Raw genomic sequence first — 18,688 nt, 5'->3', positions numbered from 1 at the left:
GAGCCGGTTAGGTTAATGGAGATTTATCAACATTTTCGCAAAGAGGAATTCCCGTTTATCCAGCAAGTGGAAGATTGGAAATCCCGTGTTGGCACGATGTATGAGGCAAAATTAAGCGGTTTTTTGGACCCTAGGGAACGAGAAATCGCAACAGCGGTTGTTGGCCGGGATGAAACGGTCCATGTCGCTTTTTTCGGAGGAATACCGGGTGCAGAACGACAACGGGCACTTCTGTACCCTTTCTATGAAGAGGCAGAAGAACACAGGTTTCAGGTGGAATTGTTCGATGTCGATTATGCGCGCAAATTTGCGGAAATTCATCACCGTGACCTTCTCGGTGCGCTCACTTCGCTAGGGATGAAAAGGGAACTTTTCGGCGATATCACGGTGACGCAAGATGTGTTACAATTTTTTTGTGCCAAAGAGCTCGCGGATTTTATCCAATTGAATCTGACGAAAGCGGGCAATACTTCGCTCAAAACAAGTTCAAAACCTCTTTCGGAAGCCGTGGGTGTCGAAGAGGAATGGCAGGAAGACACCGCCTTCGTCTCTTCGTTGCGGCTGGATGTAGTGATCGCGGCAATTTATCGTCTGCCTCGTTCGAAGGTGAAGCCGTACATAGAACGGGAACGCGTGAAATTGAATTGGAAAACGACCGATCACCCGGCGACGTTCGTTGAAGAGGGAGATGTTATTTCTGTCCGCGGCAAAGGGAGAAGCACGCTGATTGCCGTAGAGGAACGTTCCCGAAAGGGGCGTCAACGGATCGTGTTTGGGCGAATAAAAGACTAGGCAAACATTTTTGGAGGTGGCTGGCAATGTCGCTAACCCCGGTAGATATTCACAACAAACAGTTTACGAAAGCGTTTCGCGGTTACGATGAAGATGAAGTCAATGAATTTCTCAATCAAGTGATCAAGGATTACGAAAGTACGATTCGACAAAAAAATGAATTGTTTGAAAAAGTGAATGAGTTGGAAGATCGGCTGAATCATTTTTCCAACATGGAAGAAACGTTGAATAAATCTATCTACGTTGCCCAAGAATCGGCCGAAGATATCAAACGCAGTGCGAATAAGGAGTCGCAGCTTATTATTCGGGAATCGGAAAAAAACGCCGATCGAATCATCAATGATGCACTCGCCAAATCCCGGAAAATTGCATTGGAGATAGAAGAATTAAAAAAACAAGCGTCGGTGTATCGCATGCGTTTTAAAATGCTGATTGAATCACAGTTGGAATTGCTCAACGATGAGGAATGGGACAATCTTGCCGACGCCATCGAAGAAGATGAAGAGGAAGAAAACACGGCCGAACAAACAACCGAAGAAACAGAGAGCCGTTAACTTGACGAAAGCGGTCATCTCCCATATAATTTTGAAAACAAACATGAAAAAGTGTAAGCAATGACAGGGACAGTAGTGAAGGAATCCGTTGTCAAGCGAGTCAGGGATGGTGTGAGCCTGATCAACCCCCTTCATGAAGATCACCCTCAAGCACCGGTCCGAAACGACTTTGGTTTAGTAGGCGCCGGCGTCCATCAAACGTTACTTGATCCGAGTGGCATTGCATTTTTTGGCAGGTAAGAAAATATAAATCAACTTTCTTACCTGCATAAGTGCAACTTGGCTTTCGCCATAAAAGCTTGGCGAAAGCCAAGTTTTCTAACAGCTATCAGGGTGGTACCGCGGGTAAACCTCGTCCCTAAGCAGGACGGGGTTTTTTATGTGAATAAAAAAGAAATCGGACATCTGATCTTTGGAAACACACAACGGAATGGAGGAAAAACGAAATGAATTACAAACAAACCCTTTTGATGCCGAAAACCGCTTTTCCGATGAGGGGAAAGCTCCCGAGTCAAGAGCCGAAACGGCAGGAGACGTGGGAAGAAGAAGGTTTATATCACCAACTGATTGAAAAAAATACCGACAAACCGCTTTTCGTCTTGCATGACGGGCCGATTTATGCGAATGGCGACATTCACGTCGGCCATGCGTTGAATCGAATTTTAAAAGACATCATCGTTCGGCATCGTTCCATGGATGGCTATAACGCGCCTTATATTCCCGGGTGGGATGCCCATGGGTTACCGATTGAAACGGCACTGACGAAAAATAAAAAAATCGACCGCAAAAAAATGTCGGTTGCTGAATTTCGCAAAGCATGTGAAGATTACGCTTGGGAACAACTGGAAAAACAACGAAATCAATTTAAACGGCTCGGCATGATTGGGGACTGGGAAAACCCTTATGTAACACTGACACCGGACTTTGAAGCGAACCAGATTCGTGTTTTCGGGGAAATGGCGAAGCAGGGTCACGTCTATCAAGGGAAACGACCGGTGTATTGGTCGCCATCATCCGAATCTGCACTCGCCGAAGCGGAAATTGAATACCATGACAAGCGTTCGCCGTCGATTTATGTGTCCTTTTCGGTTACCGATGGAAAAGAGGTTTTAAAGGAAGGAGATCAGGTGATCATCTGGACGACGACGCCTTGGACGATTCCGGGAAACTTGGGCATTTCGGTGCATCCCGAGTATGAATACAGCGTGTTCTCCCATGAAAACAGACGCTACGTCGTTGCCGGCAAACTGTATGAAACCGTCATTGAAGAATTGGGATGGCAAGGAGATGCCGAAATCGTGGACACGGTGAAAGGGGAAGCGCTTGAAAACGTTGTCGCCAAACACCCTTTTTATGATCGCGATTCCCTCGTTATGACCGGTGAACATGTGACCGTGGACGCGGGAACCGGTGCCGTCCATACCGCGCCCGGACACGGGGAAGAAGACTTTTTCATCGGGAAGGAATATGGGCTTGAAGCACTCTCTCCGGTCAATGACAAAGGGGTATTCACAGAAGAAGCACCCGGATTTGAAGGGGTGTTTTATGATAAGGCAAATAAACAAATTACCGAAAAACTAGAAGAAGCCGGATCCTTGCTGAAACTGACGTTCATCACCCATTCGTATCCGCATGATTGGCGCACGAAGAAACCCGTCATTTACCGTGCGACGGAGCAATGGTTCGTATCCGTGGATAATATTAGAAACGAGCTATTGGAAGCCATCGGCCGTGTGAAATGGCAGCCGAAATGGGGAGAAACGCGACTGTATAACATGGTGCGTGACCGCGGCGACTGGTGTATTTCCAGGCAGCGATCTTGGGGCGTGCCGATCCCGGTTTTTTACGGCGAAGACGGGACGGCCATCGTTGACGATGACACGATTGATCATGTCGCCCAATTGTTTAGAGAACACGGCTCCAACATTTGGTTTGAATGGGAAACAAAAGATTTGTTGCCGGAAGGCTATACGTCTGCGCATAGCCCGAATGGAACCTTTACCCGTGAGATGGACATTATGGACGTCTGGTTCGATTCCGGCTCTACGCATGAAGGGGTGCTCAAGGAGCGAGCGGATGCACAGCGGCCGGCTGATCTTTATCTGGAAGGGTCGGACCAATACCGGGGTTGGTTCAATTCTTCGCTGACGACAGCTGTTGCCGTCACGGGCGAAGCGCCGTATAAACAAGTGTTAAGCCACGGATTTACAATGGATGGCCAGGGGCAAAAAATGTCCAAATCCTTAGGGAATGTGATTGATCCGGCCAATGTCATGAAACAGCTGGGTGCCGATATTTTGCGACTTTGGGCAGGTTCCGTTGATTTTCAAGCCGATGTGCGCCTTTCGGATGACATTTTAAAACAGGTATCAGAAAACTATCGAAAAGTCCGCAACACGCTTCGTTTTCTGCTCGGCAACCTTCACGACTTTGACCCTGCCGTTCACCGTGTGCCGGCCCATCAATTGGAAGACATGGATCGCTACATGCGGGCAAGACTGAACAACGTGATCGAACGTGCGCAAGAAGAGTACCGCAATTACGTATTCAGCAACGCCTATCAAGCGATTCACCATTTCTGCGCGGTTGAATTGAGTGCGTTTTATATGGATGTGGCAAAAGATTGTTTGTATTGCGATCATGCCGATGACCCTCGTCGCCGCTCTTTGCAGACGGTGATGCATGACACGGTTATCGCCATTACGAAATTAATCACGCCAATCACGCCACATACTGCGGAGGAGACGTGGGCGCATATTCCGGGTACAGATAATAGGCATTTCGTTCAACTGACGGATCTTCCCGAGTTAGTCGTGATTGATGATCACGACGCGCTGATCAATCGTTGGGAGACACTGCTCGCTGTGCGTGACGATGTGTTAAAAGCGTTGGAAACAGCCCGCGAAGAGCGGGTGATCGGAAAATCTCTGGAAGCAAAAGTAACGGTTTCCGTGCCGGAAACTGCATATGAGCTCCTTTTGGCGCAGGAGGACGTGGAAAAACTGTTTATCGTTTCTCAAGTGGAACTCCAAAAAAGCGATGATGTGCCGGAAGGACAAACGGCTGTCGTTCATGTTGAAGAAGCAAAGGGGAGCACGTGTGCACGTTGCTGGAACGTAAGGGAAGATGTCGGCGCCGATCACGAACACCCTGATGTGTGTAAACGCTGTGCCGACGTTGTCGCTACGTATGACCCCGCGGATTTGGAAGTTTAACCAGTGATTCATGCGGGTATTCCCCTTCTTTTCACCAGAAACTAAAAAGGCGGGTGAAGAGGAAGGGGAGTGTTTGCGGTGAACGATAAAGAAGCAGCCATTCAGTGGCTTTACGAGCGAAAATCCAAAATGGATGAGCAGGAAACGATTAAAAACCAAGACAGCCGTGACAATGAATTGTCCGTCTATGATAACCATCCTGCCGACGCCGCCGACATTTTTTATGAGGCCAGCAAGGATAAGGCTCTGCGCCGCCACCGTCACCACGAATACGATGCAATCCTTCAAGCATTGGATAGAGTGAGGGATGGAACGTACGGCCTGTGTGAAAAAACGGGTGCCGAGATTCCTGGCGAACGATTGCGCGCCCATCCGACTGCGCGTACGGTGAGCGAACACGCAGTGATTGATGGCGACCCTGAATTCTTCGTTGATCCACCGTCAAATGCAGCGAGTCCTGAGGTTAACCGTGATTTATATGTGAACGGGGACGCTGCCCTTGATGGCGTGGATATGTGGGAAGCGCTCATGAATACGACCGAAGACCGAGGGTACCGGGAGACGGCAACGACGGATTTTTGGGTCGAAGAAGCACCAGGTTATACAGAGGATATGGAACGCTTTCTTGCGACGGGCATCGAAGGCTATACAGGAAGCGATCACGTCGATATTTACCGTAACGAGGCATACGACGCTCTAATGGAGGAAGAGAAGAACTGGCGGTAACCCACCGCCTTTTCTTTTACCCATGACGATAAGGGGGGAACCGAGTGATTTTTATTTACTATTTGCTCGCACTGGTCGTGATTATCGCCGATCAGCTCACGAAATGGCTTATAGCGGCTTATATGGAGATTGGCGAAACGATCCCGATCATCGAAGACGTCATACATATCACGTCCCATCGAAATGCCGGTGCAGCTTTTGGTATCTTGCAAGGGCAGATGTGGTTGTTTTATATTGTGACGATTATCGTCACCGTCGGTATTGTTTATTTTATAAAGAAAATGGGGCGAACAGACAAGTGGATCGGCATCCCACTCGGCATATTGCTTGGCGGCACGATTGGAAATTTTATCGACCGTATGTTATATGGGGAAGTGATTGATTTTGTTGATGTTTACATTGGCACATACAGCTTTCCGATTTTTAATGTTGCCGATAGTGCGCTAACCGTCGGTGTTATTTTGCTCATTATAAAATTGTTTATCGATGAACGCAGGGAGAAAAAGGAGAAAGCCAATGAATCCTGAAAACTGGCTCGTGCCTGAAGAGGACAAAAACGAACGCATCGACAAATGGCTGGCGAAAGCGTTGGGCGTATCAAGAACGTCGATCCAACAATGGATTCACGATGGGAACGTGTCGGTCGGCGGCGGAAGGGTGAAAAGCAATTATAAATTGCAAAAGGGAGATCACATTCAGGTGGATCCCCTGCCGAAGAGCCGTTGACGTTAGAGGCCGAAGACATCCCTCTTGATGTACGGTATGAAGATGATGATTTGCTCGTCGTGAACAAAGCGCGGGGGATGGTCGTCCATCCGGCTCCCGGCCATTATTCAGGCGGGACCCTTGTCAATGCGCTTCTTTATTACACGGATGCGTTATCAGATTTAGGCGGAGAATTGCGACCGGGCATCGTCCATCGCATCGACAAGGATACGAGCGGTTTGATGGTCGTTGCCAAAACGAATCACGCGCACACCCATCTCGTGAAGCAATTGCAAAGGCACTCGTTGTCACGGGTGTATCGGGCGCTCGTGCACGGGAATGTATCCCATGAGGAGGGAACGATCGATGCGCCGATCGGAAGGGACCCCTGGGATCGGCAAAAAATGACTGTTACCGATGTGCATGCCAAGGAAGCGGTCACGCATTTTGACGTATTGGAACGGCTTTCGGATTATACGCTCGTCCGTTGCCGTTTGGAAACCGGTCGGACCCATCAAATACGTGTGCACATGGCTTATATTGGCCACCCGGTCGTGGCGGATCCAAAGTATGGAAACCGCCGACATTCGCAGCTGCTTTCCGGCCAGGCGCTTCATGCCGAGGAGCTAACACTGGCACATCCGCACGATGGGAAGACGTGTACATTCTACGCGCCGCTCCCGGACGATATGGAAAAAGTGATTGAGGGGATACGGCGAGGGGAGTGAGTGTGTCTTTTAGGTGCCAAAATTGAATTATAGCGCCCGAATCGTCTCGCGTTACCGAATTTCGGGAAGCCATGAGCGGTTCATGACGCCGTCAGGCGTTAGTGCTACGTGTCAGAAATTCACAGTATTCAAAGCAGAGAGTTAATCATTTATCCCTAGTTTTTTAAGGCAAAAAGTGAGCTCAAATGAGATCTGCGGACTCTAACGGTACCTAAAGAGCTAAATGAGTCCTCAGAATCAGGATCTGCGGACTCTAAACGATGAATAAGAGCCAGGTGAGTCCTCAGGCACGGGATCAGCGGACTCTAAACGATGAGTAAGAGCCAGGTGAGTCTTCAGGCACGGGATCTGCGGACTCTAAACGGTGAATAAGAGCCAGGTGAGTCCTCAGGCACGGGATCAGCGGACTCTAAACGGTGAATAAGAGCCAGGTGAGTCCTCAGAACCAGGATCTGAGGACGCCAAACGGTGAATAAGAGCCAGGTGAGTCTTCAGGCTCGGGTTTTGGGGACTCATAATGGTTGCCGAACGGCAAATGAGTCCGCAAATGCAACATAATACGGCATACTTACCAACTATTTCATTTTTTAAGGGTGTAACGAAGAGTTATTTAAAAATGAATTTAGATAATCAACGCGCCTGGTTTTCCTTTAACGCTTTTCAAGACAAAATTCTTAGATCGGAACCTTATTTCACAAATATGACCGAACTGCATCAAAACGATGGTCGATTTAATAAACTCCATTAAGGAAAGCATTTTCTGAAAAAGATCGCTAGTATCTACCCGCTTCGTGCGCCATGAATGATTCACGGACGACCACTTATATAAACGATATTTATTTTAGCAATTCATCTTGACACCTTACGTTTTTTCTGTAATAATAACTACAATTAAATCAATCCCTTTAAAACAGTCCCGTGAGGCTGAGAAGGAACCGGTCGAGTGCCGGAACGCCATGGCGCTCGTACGTCTAAAAGACGAGGAACCCCTCTGATCCCACGTGGATGGAGGGTTTTTTCATGGGAGGGCATGCAAATGACGGCAAAAGAAAAAGAACAAATTTTACTGGATGAAGAAGCGATTCGCCGGGCATTAACACGCATTTCGCATGAAATGATTGAAAAGAACAAAGGCATGGACGATTGCATCTTGCTTGGCATTCGTACGCGCGGGTATCCGCTGGCGGAACAGTTGGCAGTCAATATCAAGCGAATCGAAGGCATCGAATTGCCGGTCGGCAGCATCGATATCACCCTTTATCGCGATGATCTTGAAAAAAAACAATCCGACCCTAAGATTCATGACCTGGAATTGCCTGCATCGATTGAAGGAAAAAAAGTCATCCTCGTCGATGACGTCCTCTATACGGGCCGAACCGTTCGCGCAGCGATGGACGCGTTGATGGATAAAGGGCGCCCGAACCAAATTCAACTCGCTGTTCTCGTCGATCGCGGCCATCGCGAGTTGCCGATTCGGCCGGATTACGTCGGCAAAAACGTGCCAACATCCCGGTCCGAACAAATACGCGTTCAGCTACACCAAAGTGATGCTACTGACAAAGTAAGCATCGTGCAAACAAATGCAATTGAATAGCCCTCTTTAAAACGGTCCCGTGAGGCTGATAAGAGGAACACGGCATGACGCTAACCCGTGGGGTGCGCCGTACGACCGTCTGCCCATGCCGCCTTCCTCTTTGTCACGGACAAAGGGTTTTTTTATGAAAAAAAGGTTTTCAAACAGGAGGCGACGACAGCATGACAAACACAAAACCGGTACTCGATGTACAAGAACGACCTGCTTGGCACCAATGGATCATCCTCAGTTTGCAGCATTTGTTTGCCATGTTCGGAGCGACGATTCTCGTGCCCATTTTGACGGGACTTAGCCCGTCGATCGCTTTGATCGCGAGCGGGTTGGGAACGCTCGCTTATCTGCTCGTCACCCGCGGGCAAATTCCGGCTTATATCGGATCTTCGTTTGCGTTTATCTTCCCGTTAGTTGCCGCCATGTCCTTCGGAGGCGCGGCAGCCGTGATGCTCGGGACGTTTACCGCCGGCGTTGTTTACGGCCTTACCGCCGTCCTTATCAGAGTCTTCGGTGTCGGCTGGCTGATGCGCCTCTTGCCGCCGGTCGTCGTCGGTCCCGTCATTATGGTGATCGGCTTGGGGCTTGCTTCCACCGCCATTGATATGGCGATGAATTTCGACGAGGATACGGGCCAATACGTGGACAGCCTTCGCCATTTGAGCGTCGCGCTTGCCACGCTCGCGATTACGATCGTGACTTCGGTGTTTTTTAAAGGTTTTCTCCGGGTTATTCCCGTTTTAACCGGTCTTGTCGGGGGCTATATCATCGCGTACATGGCCGGTATCGTCGATCTTTCTGCAGTGACCGCCGCTCCGTGGTTTCACATCCCAGATTTCGCCATTCCGTTTGTAACGGTAACGCCAACATGGTCGCTTACGGTCATTATCATTATGGCACCGATCGCCCTTGTTACCATGGCTGAACATATCGGCGACCAAATGGTATTAAGCAAAATTGTCGGAAGGAATTTTTTGCGCAATCCGGGGTTGGACCGTTCGTTGCTCGGGGACGGCGTGGCTTCCATCGTCGCCTCCCTCGTCGGCGGTCCCCCGAATACGACGTACGGGGAAAACATCGGTGTGCTTGCCATCACAAAAATTTTCAGCGTGTTCGTGATCGGCGGCGCCGCTGTACTCGCGATTCTGTTTGGATTTTCGGGGAAAATCGAAGCCTTGATTGCCAGTATCCCGGATGCGGTCATGGGCGGTGTCTCCATTCTCTTGTTCGGCATTATCGCCTCGGCCGGTATGCGCTTGCTGATTGAAAACGAGATTAATCTCGGTGAGAACCGCAACCTCGTCATCGTCGCAACCGTCCTTGTCATCGGGATCGGCGGTGCGTTCATCCCAATCACGGAATACCTGGAAATCCCCGCGATGGCGCTGGCAACGATCATCGGCATGATCCTCCATGCCATTATGCCAAATAAATCGCTCGGGTATGGAAACGGACAATTATTCGCCAGCCTTGAAGAAGAAAAATACGACAGCGGAGGTGGGCCGAAATGAATCAACAAACACATCATTTTTCGACCGTTGACGAGTTATCCGTTGGGTCGATTCACGCGTTGCTGCAAGACGCAGCTGCTTTTAAGGAAGGGAACTCATGGACGATTCCCGAACGTCCCTACGTTGCCAATCTTTTTTACGAACCGAGCACACGGACGAAAATGTCGTTTGAAGTCGCGCAAAAACGCCTTGGATGCCACGTGCTTGATATTGATGCCGACACGTCCAGTGTGCAAAAAGGGGAATCGCTGTACGATACCGTTCGTACCCTGCAAGCGATCGGTGCTTCCGCCGTCGTTGTCCGGCATGTTGAGAAACAGTTTTACGAGCAACTGGGCGGGTTGTCCATTCCCGTGATTAACGCCGGTGACGGAGAGGGGGAACATCCGTCGCAATGCATGCTCGATTTAATGACGATCAAAGAGGAATTTCACACTTTCGCCGGGGTGAATGTGGCAATGATTGGAGATATCCGGCATAGCCGGGTTGCCCGCTCCAATATTAGCGCGCTAAAGCGGCTAGGGGCGAACGTTCAGATGGCCGGTCCGGATGACTGGATGGAACCCTCCTTAGGGTGCGCCCACGTTTCTGTCGATACGGCCATTAAACAAGCCGATGTGGTCATGTTGCTCCGGGTGCAACACGAGCGCCACGCAGAGCAAACAGCAAGTCAAAATGCCGTACATTATCATGAGCAATTCGGTCTAACGGAAAAACGGGAAAAAATGATGAAACCGGGCGCGATCATTATGCATCCGGGTCCCTTCAATCGAGGGGTGGAGATTGCTACTTCCCTCGTTGAATCGCCGCGCTCGCGTATTTTCAAACAAGTGGAGAACGGGGTGTACGTACGGATGGCGATACTAAAACATGTATTTGAACGCTCAAAATCACACGATTTTGCGTTTAAAGGCGCCCTGTAATTTTGCGGAACTAATAAAGGAGATGAAGGAACATGCCAAAACGCGATGATATCAAAAAAGTGCTCGTACTCGGGTCCGGTCCGATCATTATCGGACAGGCGGCCGAATTTGATTACTCCGGCACGCAGGCTTGCCAGGCATTGAAAGAAGAAGGCTATGAAACGGTCCTGATCAATTCGAACCCGGCGACGATTATGACGGATACGAACATGGCCGACAGCGTCTATATAGAACCGCTGACATTTGAATTTGTTAGCCGCATCATTCGCCAGGAGCGCCCCGACGGTGTTATCGCCACGATGGGCGGGCAGACAGGGTTGAACTTGGCGATGGAATTGCATGGCGAAGGCGTGTTGGAACAATTCGGCGTCGAATTGCTCGGCACGGATTTGGAAGCGATACGCGAAGCAGAAGATCGCGACGCCTTCCGGTCATTAATGTATAAACTCGGCCAACCCGTACCCGCCAGCGACATCGTGCATACGCTCGAAGAGGGCGAGGCATTCCTGGAAAAAATCGGTTTGCCGGTGATCGTCCGGCCGGCTTATACGCTTGGTGGCACAGGTGGCGGCCTCGTCGATACGTGGGGACAATTTCGCGAAATCTTGGAAACAGGACTGGCAAACAGCCCCGTGCACCAATGCCTCGTTGAAAAAAGCATCGCCGGCATGAAAGAGATGGAGTACGAAGTGATCCGCGATGCGAGTGACGACGCGATGATCGTCTGTGACATGGAAAATATCGATCCCGTCGGTGTCCACACGGGCGACTCGATCGTTGTCGCGCCGAGTCAGACGTTAAGGGACGGTGATCAACAACGGCTTCGAGAAGCCTCGCTCACGATCGTGCGCGCCCTCGGCATCGAAGGCGGGTGTAACGTGCAGTTTGCCCAAGCGCCCGATAGCGACGATTACTACGTCATCGAAGTGAATCCTCGCGTGAGCCGTTCCTCGGCCCTTGCGTCCAAAGCAACCGGCTACCCGATCGCGAAAGTAGCGGCAAAGATCGCTATCGGCTATCATTTGGAAGAATTGCAAGCCAATGTTGAACCGAGTCTTGATTACATCGTTACAAAAATTCCGCGCTGGCCGTTTGATAAATTCGCGTCCGCCAACCGCAAGCTCGGGACGCAAATGAAAGCGACCGGCGAAATCATGGCGATCGGCCGCACATTCGGAGAATCGCTCTTAAAAGGCATTCGTTCCCTCGATACGAAAGAAAATCACTTGCTCGTCGACGATTATCGGGAAATGAACGATGAAGAGTTGGAAGGAAAATGGCGGACCGCCGATGATGAACGGCTTTACGCCCTCACGGAAGGCTTTCGCCGCGGCTATAGCGTCGAGGCCATTCACGCCGCAACCGCCATCGACCGTTTCTTCCTTTTGCACATGGAAACGCTCGTGCGCTTGCACGAAAAGCTCGCGGATGCCCCATGGGATGAAGCGATTCTGGAAGAGGCAAAAAGCAACGGGTTTTCCGATCAACAAATCGCGAAACTTTGGGATACGAGCGAAGCGCGTCTTCGCAGCTTCAGAAAAGAAAACCAGATCGTCTCAACGTTTAAAAAGGTCGACACGTTTTCGGATGGACGCGCGGCGGAAATGCCTTATTTTTACAGCACCTACAAAGGGGAAAATAAATCAAGAAAAAGCAGTAAACCTTCGGTTCTCGTCCTCGGGTCCGGACCGATTCGCATCGGACAAGGCGTTGAATTCGACTATGCTACCGTCCATACGGTATGGGCGATCCAGGAAGCCGGTTATGAATCGATTATTATGAACAATAATCCGGAGACGGTTTCAACCGATTTCAGCGTTTCCGATAAGTTGTATTTTGAACCGCTCACCTTCGAAGAAGTCATGAATGTCGTCGATCATGAACAGCCGGAAGGCGTCGTTGTGCAATTCGGCGGACAAACGGCGATCAATCTTGCCGAACAACTGGCAGATGCGGGCGTGCCCATTCTCGGAACTTCCCTTGAAGATATGGACCGCGCCGAAGACCGAGACAAGTTTGAACAGGCGCTAAGGAAATTGGACGTCCCGATGCCGCCGGGAAAAACGGCCACGTCGGTGGAGGGGGCGATTGACGCCGCTGTCACTCTCGGATATCCGGTCCTCGTCCGCCCATCTTATGTGCTCGGCGGGCGGGCGATGGAAATTGTCGAGAATGAACAAGAACTTAAACGCTACATGGCGGAAGCCGTTCACGTACACGCCGAGCATCCGGTATTGATTGACCGCTACTTTTTCGGAAAAGAGATTGAAGTCGACGCCATCTCCGACGGAAAAAACGTCTTTATCCCGGGCATGATGGAACATATTGAACGGGCGGGCGTTCATTCCGGCGACTCGATCGCCGTGTATCCTCCGCAAACCCTCACCGATCAGGTGAAGGCAAAAGTCATCGACCAAACCGAGAAGCTTGCCACAGGGTTAAACATTATCGGGCTTTTAAATATTCAATTTGTGTTTTATGAAAATGACGTGTACGTCATTGAAGTGAACCCGCGCGCGAGCCGAACAGTGCCGTTTTTAAGCAAAATGACCGGTGTGCCGATGGCGCAGATTGCGACTCACGTGATTTTGGGGCAAACATTGCCTGCGCTGGGCTATCATGAACGTATCCAGCCTGAACCGGATCGTGTAGCTGTAAAAGCGCCTGTCTTTTCGTTCACGAAGCTTCGCCGTGTCGATATCCATCTCGGACCGGAGATGAAATCAACCGGCGAAGTGCTAGGCCGGGATCTGACGCTGGAAAAGGCGCTGTATAAAGGATTGGTCGCTTCCGGCATGAACATTCCCCGTGAAGGGCGAGTACTGTTCACAATCGCCGATAAAGACAAGGAAGAAGCGATAAAACTCGCTGCCCGCTTTGAACGCCTCGGGTTTCAGGTGATGGCAACGGCAGGAACGGCTGCCTTTTTAAACGAACGAGGCATCGATGCGGAACGCGTCCATAAAATCGGCGAAGGCTCTCCGAACATCGTCGAGCGTATCCAATCCGGCGGCGCCCAACTCGTCATTAACACCTTAACGAAAGGCAAGCAACCCGCCCGTGACGGTTTCCGTATCCGCCGGGAAGCGGTGGAACATGAAATCGTCTGTTTAACGTCCATGGACACGGCTTTCGCACTGTTGCACGTGCTGGAAATGATGTCTTTTGCCGCCGAACCGGTACCGGCGCTTCAAGGGGTGAAGGCGTCAACGACCCACCACTTAAATCCTAACAGATTTTGAAGTGGGGGCTTGTGACGACCCAATAGTGCGAACGGTCTTGCGACCTCCTATCTTAGTGTGGTGTCACATCAGGCAGGTTGACAGCTACCCAACCACCCGAATCATGTTCGGGCAGTTTCTTCAACGATGTACTCAATTCCTTTTCGTTGAAGATTCATCGCACCAATACGATCATCGTTTGATGTGTAACGGCACGTTTGACAACAAAATGTATGTGTCTTTTTGTTTCGGTTCGCCTTTTCCGTGTGACCGCATTTCGGACACGTTTGAGACGTGTATTTCGGATCAACAGCAATACCTAACGACTCGTTTTTCAGGGCTTTGTATTCGATTTTTTGCCGAAGATCATAGAATGACCATGATACCGTTTGATAACGGTCTTTCACCCGCACTTTTTCCGTGGCGTTACGGACACCTGTTAAATTTTCCATCACAAACAACGTATCTTTTCCGTAAGTATCAACGAGTGCCTTGCTGATACAATGATTCACGTCTTGCATCCAACGGTTTTCTCGTTGACCGATTTCTTTTAATCGTTTACGGGCAGAAGGGGTTTGCTTCTCTTGAAGTTCTTTACGCATTTGCTTATACTTCGCACGTTTATGTTTAATCTGTTTACCGTTAAAGAAACATGATTTCCCTTTTGAATCAAACGTTGTGGCTGTAAAATTGACACCCATATCAATCCCGACAACTTGATTGGTGGTGTGGAGATTCGTTTCTTCAACCTCTTTTGACACAGGAATGTGGAGGAACCAATTTCCGTATTTATTAACCAATTTAGCTGTTCCGAATGTCCATGTGCCATCGAAATAAGATTCAAGACCTTTGGTGTGGAAAGGGATTTTAATACGCCCTGCAAGGGTATTAACGGAGAACAACCCTTTTGTTAAAGAATAATCACGGTTAAACACCAAGTCAAATTGCGGTTTCTTAAATTGGACTTTTGATCGTTCATACCCATTGCTCTTAGTTGTTTTGTATTTTGCAATCACCGTTTTTAACACAGATTGTGCCATTTGTGACTTCAAGCCAAAAGTGGAACGTAGTTCCTTGTACGTTAATTTATGCAGTTTAGCCTGTACCAACGTATTTTCGTTGAATACAACTTCTGAAACATTATTACAGGCATCACGATAAGCATGAGCTGTTTGACGAAGGGTATTTTCTTGTTCTGATGTAGGGATAATTTTGATCTTAGCCGTCAAAGTCAACTTCATATGGTTCACCATCTTTCATTAATCATATTATATCAATTATTTAGTGAAATTTAAATTAGAAAGGAGGAAGGCAAGGAGTTGGCTAACGCCAACGGCAATTCCTCCCCCACCTACGCTAACGCTAAGAGGTGGGGGCATCCTTGCCGAAAGTCGATGAAGAACGAGCGAATGATTGTAGAGCAAAATAAATCGATAGCGGCAAAAACACATGAAATGACGTTATCCGGCCCTCTCGTGGCGCATCTCGCACAACCGGGCACCTTTTTGCACGTTGCCGTACCGGGAGATGATCTCGTGTTACGTCGCCCGATCAGTATTGCCGCTGTTGATCGGGACGCGGGTACATGCACGATTGTGTATAAAGAGGAGGGCGAAGGGACGAAGCGCCTGAGCCGGTGCCGCGCGGGTGACGGTGTTGACGTGTTTGGGCCCCTCGGCAAGCAGGGATTCCCAGCCGAGCAGCCAAGTCCGGGCGACGATGTGTTAATCATTGGCGGCGGCGTTGGTGTCCCTCCGCTTTACTTTGCGGCTCGGGAGCTGGCAAAGCGCGGCGTATCCGTATCGGTCATTCTCGGATTCCAAACAGCGGCGGCCATTTTTTATGAACGGGCGTTTCGCGAACTTTCGGGCTGCGAGGTGCGTGTCATGACCAATGACGGCAGCAACGGACATGCCGGGACGGTAATTGATGCGTTGAATGAACGGCCGTCTCCGCCCGATTGGCTGTTTGCCTGTGGCCCGAGGGGGATGTTGCGCGCAGTCGAAACGCATGGGGCACACTCGAAAACGAACGGCTATGTATCACTCGAAGAACGCATGGGCTGCGGCATCGGCGTTTGTTTTGCCTGCGTCTGCGAAACAGGCGATCGTGCGTCTTATCGCAAAATTTGCCGCGACGGTCCTGTCTTTCGTTTTAAGGAGGTGGTGATATGATGGAGGTAGACCCTCGATTAAAGGTGACATTGCCCGGTTTAACGATGAAAAATCCGATCATGCCCGCGTCCGGTTGTTTTGCCTTCGGACGGGAGTACGCGGAGTTGTTTGACTTAAGTGAACTTGGAGCGGTCGGAATCAAAGGAACGACCGGCGACGCGCGTTTCGGAAATCCGACGCCGCGGGTCGCCGAAACGCCTTCCGGCATGCTCAATGCCATCGGCTTGCAAAACCCGGGGGCGCAAGCGGTGCGGGACGAAGAACTTCCATTTCTGGAAGGCTATGACGTGCCTGTCCTTGCCAACGTTTCCGGATCAACGCCCGAGGAATATGTGCATGTCGTCGAAACATTGACCGACGCACCGAATGTGGGGGCGTTTGAACTAAACATTTCGTGTCCGAACGTGAAAGAAGGCGGCATTCACTTTGGAACGGCCCCCGGGGAGGCGGCATCACTGACGGAAGCTGTAAAGGCTGTGAGCACGAAGCCGGTTTACGTGAAATTATCCCCGAACGTTACCGATGTCACGGCCATTGCGCTTGCCGTGGAAGCGGCAGGCGCGGATGGATTGTCCCTGATAAACACACTCGTTGGTATGCGCATCGATGCCAAAACAGGAAAGCCCGTGCTCGCCAATGAAAAGGGCGGGCTGTCCGGTCCGGCGGTGAAACCGGTCGCGCTCCGCATGATACACGACATACGCCAAGTGACCGGGCTCCCGATCATCGGCATGGGTGGCATCCAATCGGCAGAAGATGTAGTTGAATTTTTGTTTGCCGGGGCTGATGCTGTCGCGGTTGGGACCGCCAACTTTTCCAATCCTTTCGTTTGCCCGACAATCATCCGGGAATTACCGGCGTGGCTGGATCAATTGGGCATGGAATCTATCGGCGCCTTCCGCGAGCAAGGAGTAAACATATGAAGCCATTATTTATCGCTTTGGATATGGAAACGAAGAAGGAAGCTATTGATTTCCTCGATCAGTTTGAAGAGAAACGACCGGCGGTAAAAGTAGGCATGGAGTTATTTTACGGGAACGGACCGGGGGTTGTTCAGACGTTAAAAGAACGAGGACACCCTGTTTTTCTCGATTTGAAATGCCACGATATCCCGAAAACGGTGGAACGCACGATGCGCACCCTTGCAAGTTTCGGCGTGGATCTTGTAACCCTTCAAGCTTCCGGTGGAAAAGCAATGATGGAAGCGGCAAAAGAAGGGTTGATGAAAGGCGCGCTGTCGGGGCAGGAGCCGCCGAAATGCGTTGCGGTGACCGCGTTGACGAGTACGTCCCAACGCCAATGGAATGAGGAACTGCTCATGGAGGGGGACCTCAAAGATGGGGTGTTTCATTTTACGGATTTGGCGTTGCAAGCCGGGCTTGACGGCGTCGTCTGTTCGGTGCAAGAAGTCGAAGGTTTGCGCAAACGTTTCGGGGAGACCGTTTATACGGTGACTCCGGGGATTCGCATGGCCGGCTCGGACGCCCATGACCAAAAACGGGCGGCAACCCCGGCGCAAGCGCGCGTTGCCGGAAGCAACGCCATCGTCGTCGGGCGCGGGATCACACAGAGCGATCGTCCTGTGGAAATATATGAAAAAATATACAATGAATGGATGGGAAAAATCGCATGGGTAAACAAATAGAACTGGCAAGTGAGCTGCTCGGTATCGGTGCCGTGTCGTTGCAGCCCAACGAACCGTTCACCTGGTCTTCCGGGCTGAAAGCGCCTATTTATTGTGATAATCGTTTAACACTGTCGTTTCCCGTATTGCGAACGAAAATCGCCGAGGCGTATAGCGATAACATCCGTGCACATTTTTCGGAAGCGGATATCATCGCCGGCACGGCCACCGCGGGCATTCCTCACGCGGCACTCGTGGCTGATCGCATGGAACTGCCGATGGTGTACGTGCGCGGGAAGGCAAAAGGCCACGGCAAAGAAAATCTCATTGAGGGGTCTGTGAGCGCCGGGCAAAAAGCGGTCGTCGTCGAAGATTTGATCTCTACGGGGGGGAGCGCGATCGAGGCGGCCAAAGCGCTTGAAGCGGAAGGCGTTGAAGTATTGGGCATTATCGCGATTTTTTCCTACGGACTCGCGATCGGCGAACGTAAGCTTGAAGAAGCGGGCTTGAGTCTGGAGACACTAACGGATTTTGACGCGCTCATTGATGCGTCCATTAAAAATGGGGAGATTAGGGAAAAAGATCGAGGCGTTCTTCTTGAATGGCAAAAAAATCCGGAAACGTGGGGATAGCGGTTGAATAAGGCAGACAGATTGTTCAAGGCAAAACTGATAAGGGACGGGAGCGTTTTGTCCGCAAAAGAATGAATAAAGACAAAATCGCAGGGGTAAGCGACGATTTTGTCTCCCATCACTCTGTTTGAGACAATTATCAAGAAACACAAACAGACATCCCCTATTACTGTGGCCGATCATCGTTTAGCCGGTTTTTTGGCTCCCTCTGTCGGGGATGGGTTAGCTGAAAAGGCTTGAGGGCTTGTTGCTTACGAAAGAGGGGAACATCACTAAAAAGTGAGTTCCCCATTTTTCG

General features: G+C 50.3%; 14 protein-coding genes, 1 pseudogene and 1 other annotated feature. Of the genes and pseudogenes, 14 read left to right on the top strand and 1 reads right to left on the bottom strand.

Annotation, left to right across the window (positions count from 1 at the left end):
• Nucleotides 1-15 precede the first annotated feature (15 nt).
• From HUG20_RS12295 to carB, 10 genes and pseudogenes are all read left to right on the top strand, one after another.
• Nucleotides 16-792: a YlmH family RNA-binding protein gene (locus HUG20_RS12295; RefSeq protein ID WP_200084967.1), complete on the top strand. Its 777-nt coding sequence runs from the start codon at nucleotides 16-18 to the stop codon at nucleotides 790-792.
• A 26-nt stretch (nucleotides 793-818) separates the two neighbouring features.
• Nucleotides 819-1,346 carry a DivIVA domain-containing protein gene (locus tag HUG20_RS12290; protein WP_200084966.1) on the top strand — a complete coding sequence of 176 codons (528 nt, stop codon included), beginning with the start codon at nucleotides 819-821 and terminating at the stop codon, nucleotides 1,344-1,346.
• 51 nt (nucleotides 1,347-1,397) lie between these two features.
• Nucleotides 1,398-1,709, top strand: a binding site (T-box leader).
• Nucleotides 1,710-1,792: 83 nt separating this feature from the next.
• Nucleotides 1,793-4,561, top strand: coding sequence for an isoleucine--tRNA ligase (gene ileS / locus HUG20_RS12285; RefSeq protein WP_200084965.1), 2,769 nt, complete (start codon nucleotides 1,793-1,795; stop codon nucleotides 4,559-4,561).
• Nucleotides 4,562-4,639: 78 nt separating this feature from the next.
• Nucleotides 4,640-5,287, top strand: a complete 648-nt coding sequence (locus HUG20_RS12280; RefSeq protein ID WP_200084964.1) for a TraR/DksA C4-type zinc finger protein — start codon at nucleotides 4,640-4,642, stop codon at nucleotides 5,285-5,287.
• Between the two features lie 47 nt (nucleotides 5,288-5,334).
• Nucleotides 5,335-5,814: a signal peptidase II gene (gene lspA, locus HUG20_RS12275; protein ID WP_200090496.1), complete on the top strand. Its 480-nt coding sequence runs from the start codon at nucleotides 5,335-5,337 to the stop codon at nucleotides 5,812-5,814.
• Nucleotides 5,804-6,720: pseudogene (locus HUG20_RS12270) on the top strand (RluA family pseudouridine synthase). The gene lspA and the pseudogene HUG20_RS12270 overlap by 11 nt, the downstream one beginning before the upstream one ends.
• A 1,036-nt stretch (nucleotides 6,721-7,756) precedes the next feature.
• Nucleotides 7,757-8,314, top strand: coding sequence for a bifunctional pyr operon transcriptional regulator/uracil phosphoribosyltransferase PyrR (pyrR, locus tag HUG20_RS12265; protein WP_200084963.1), 558 nt, complete (start codon nucleotides 7,757-7,759; stop codon nucleotides 8,312-8,314).
• 161 nt (nucleotides 8,315-8,475) lie between these two features.
• On the top strand, nucleotides 8,476-9,816 hold the full coding sequence (locus HUG20_RS12260; protein WP_200084962.1) for a uracil-xanthine permease family protein: 1,341 nt from the start codon (nucleotides 8,476-8,478) through the stop codon (nucleotides 9,814-9,816).
• A complete protein-coding gene (locus tag HUG20_RS12255; RefSeq protein ID WP_200084961.1) occupies nucleotides 9,813-10,739 on the top strand; it encodes an aspartate carbamoyltransferase catalytic subunit in 927 nt (308 codons plus the stop codon). The genes HUG20_RS12260 and HUG20_RS12255 overlap by 4 nt, the downstream gene beginning before the upstream one ends.
• Before the next feature lie 32 nt (nucleotides 10,740-10,771).
• Nucleotides 10,772-13,981: a carbamoyl-phosphate synthase large subunit gene (gene carB / locus HUG20_RS12250; protein WP_200084960.1), complete on the top strand. Its 3,210-nt coding sequence runs from the start codon at nucleotides 10,772-10,774 to the stop codon at nucleotides 13,979-13,981.
• A 101-nt stretch (nucleotides 13,982-14,082) separates the two neighbouring features.
• Here the strand turns inward: carB and HUG20_RS12245 are convergent, their stop codons facing one another.
• On the bottom strand, nucleotides 14,083-15,201 hold the full coding sequence (locus HUG20_RS12245) for an RNA-guided endonuclease InsQ/TnpB family protein (RefSeq protein WP_200084959.1): 1,119 nt from the start codon (nucleotides 15,199-15,201) through the stop codon (nucleotides 14,083-14,085).
• Between the two features lie 153 nt (nucleotides 15,202-15,354).
• Here HUG20_RS12245 and HUG20_RS12240 point away from each other — a divergent pair, with 153 nt between their 5' ends.
• The 4 genes from HUG20_RS12240 to pyrE are packed head-to-tail and all read left to right on the top strand — an operon-like array spanning nucleotide 15,355 to nucleotide 18,390.
• Nucleotides 15,355-16,134, top strand: coding sequence for a dihydroorotate dehydrogenase electron transfer subunit (locus HUG20_RS12240; protein WP_200084958.1), 780 nt, complete (start codon nucleotides 15,355-15,357; stop codon nucleotides 16,132-16,134).
• Complete coding sequence (locus tag HUG20_RS12235; protein ID WP_200090495.1) at nucleotides 16,134-17,057, top strand: dihydroorotate dehydrogenase; 924 nt, start codon at nucleotides 16,134-16,136, stop codon at nucleotides 17,055-17,057. The genes HUG20_RS12240 and HUG20_RS12235 overlap by 1 nt, the downstream gene beginning before the upstream one ends.
• A complete protein-coding gene (pyrF, locus tag HUG20_RS12230; protein WP_200084957.1) occupies nucleotides 17,054-17,779 on the top strand; it encodes an orotidine-5'-phosphate decarboxylase in 726 nt (241 codons plus the stop codon). The genes HUG20_RS12235 and pyrF overlap by 4 nt, the downstream gene beginning before the upstream one ends.
• Nucleotides 17,764-18,390, top strand: coding sequence for an orotate phosphoribosyltransferase (gene pyrE / locus HUG20_RS12225; protein ID WP_200084956.1), 627 nt, complete (start codon nucleotides 17,764-17,766; stop codon nucleotides 18,388-18,390). Before pyrF ends, pyrE begins: the two co-directional genes overlap by 16 nt.
• Nucleotides 18,391-18,688 lie beyond the last annotated feature (298 nt).

This window comes from Salicibibacter cibi (assembly GCF_016495865.1).
GTDB classification, from domain to species: domain Bacteria; phylum Bacillota; class Bacilli; order Bacillales; family Marinococcaceae; genus Salicibibacter; species Salicibibacter cibi.
The sequence above is the reverse complement of the archived record's forward strand: the minus strand, read 5'-3'. Positions and strand labels throughout refer to the sequence as shown.

Bases quoted from the DNA above. Each gene is read 5' to 3' on its own strand.
- HUG20_RS12240 (WP_200084958.1), top strand. From the start codon at position 15,355: ATGAAGAACGAGCGAATGATTGTAGAGCAAAATAAATCGATAGCGGCA.
- pyrE (WP_200084956.1), top strand. From the start codon at position 17,764: ATGGGTAAACAAATAGAACTGGCAAGTGAGCTGCTCGGTATCGGTGCC.
- HUG20_RS12255 (WP_200084961.1), top strand. From the start codon at position 9,813: ATGAATCAACAAACACATCATTTTTCGACCGTTGACGAGTTATCCGTT.
- carB (WP_200084960.1), top strand. From the start codon at position 10,772: ATGCCAAAACGCGATGATATCAAAAAAGTGCTCGTACTCGGGTCCGGT.
- HUG20_RS12235 (WP_200090495.1), top strand. From the start codon at position 16,134: ATGGAGGTAGACCCTCGATTAAAGGTGACATTGCCCGGTTTAACGATG.
- HUG20_RS12295 (WP_200084967.1), top strand. From the start codon at position 16: ATGGAGATTTATCAACATTTTCGCAAAGAGGAATTCCCGTTTATCCAG.
- pyrF (WP_200084957.1), top strand. From the start codon at position 17,054: ATGAAGCCATTATTTATCGCTTTGGATATGGAAACGAAGAAGGAAGCT.
- pyrR (WP_200084963.1), top strand. From the start codon at position 7,757: ATGACGGCAAAAGAAAAAGAACAAATTTTACTGGATGAAGAAGCGATT.
- HUG20_RS12290 (WP_200084966.1), top strand. From the start codon at position 819: ATGTCGCTAACCCCGGTAGATATTCACAACAAACAGTTTACGAAAGCG.
- HUG20_RS12260 (WP_200084962.1), top strand. From the start codon at position 8,476: ATGACAAACACAAAACCGGTACTCGATGTACAAGAACGACCTGCTTGG.
- HUG20_RS12245 (WP_200084959.1), bottom strand. From the start codon at position 15,201: ATGAAGTTGACTTTGACGGCTAAGATCAAAATTATCCCTACATCAGAA.
- ileS (WP_200084965.1), top strand. From the start codon at position 1,793: ATGAATTACAAACAAACCCTTTTGATGCCGAAAACCGCTTTTCCGATG.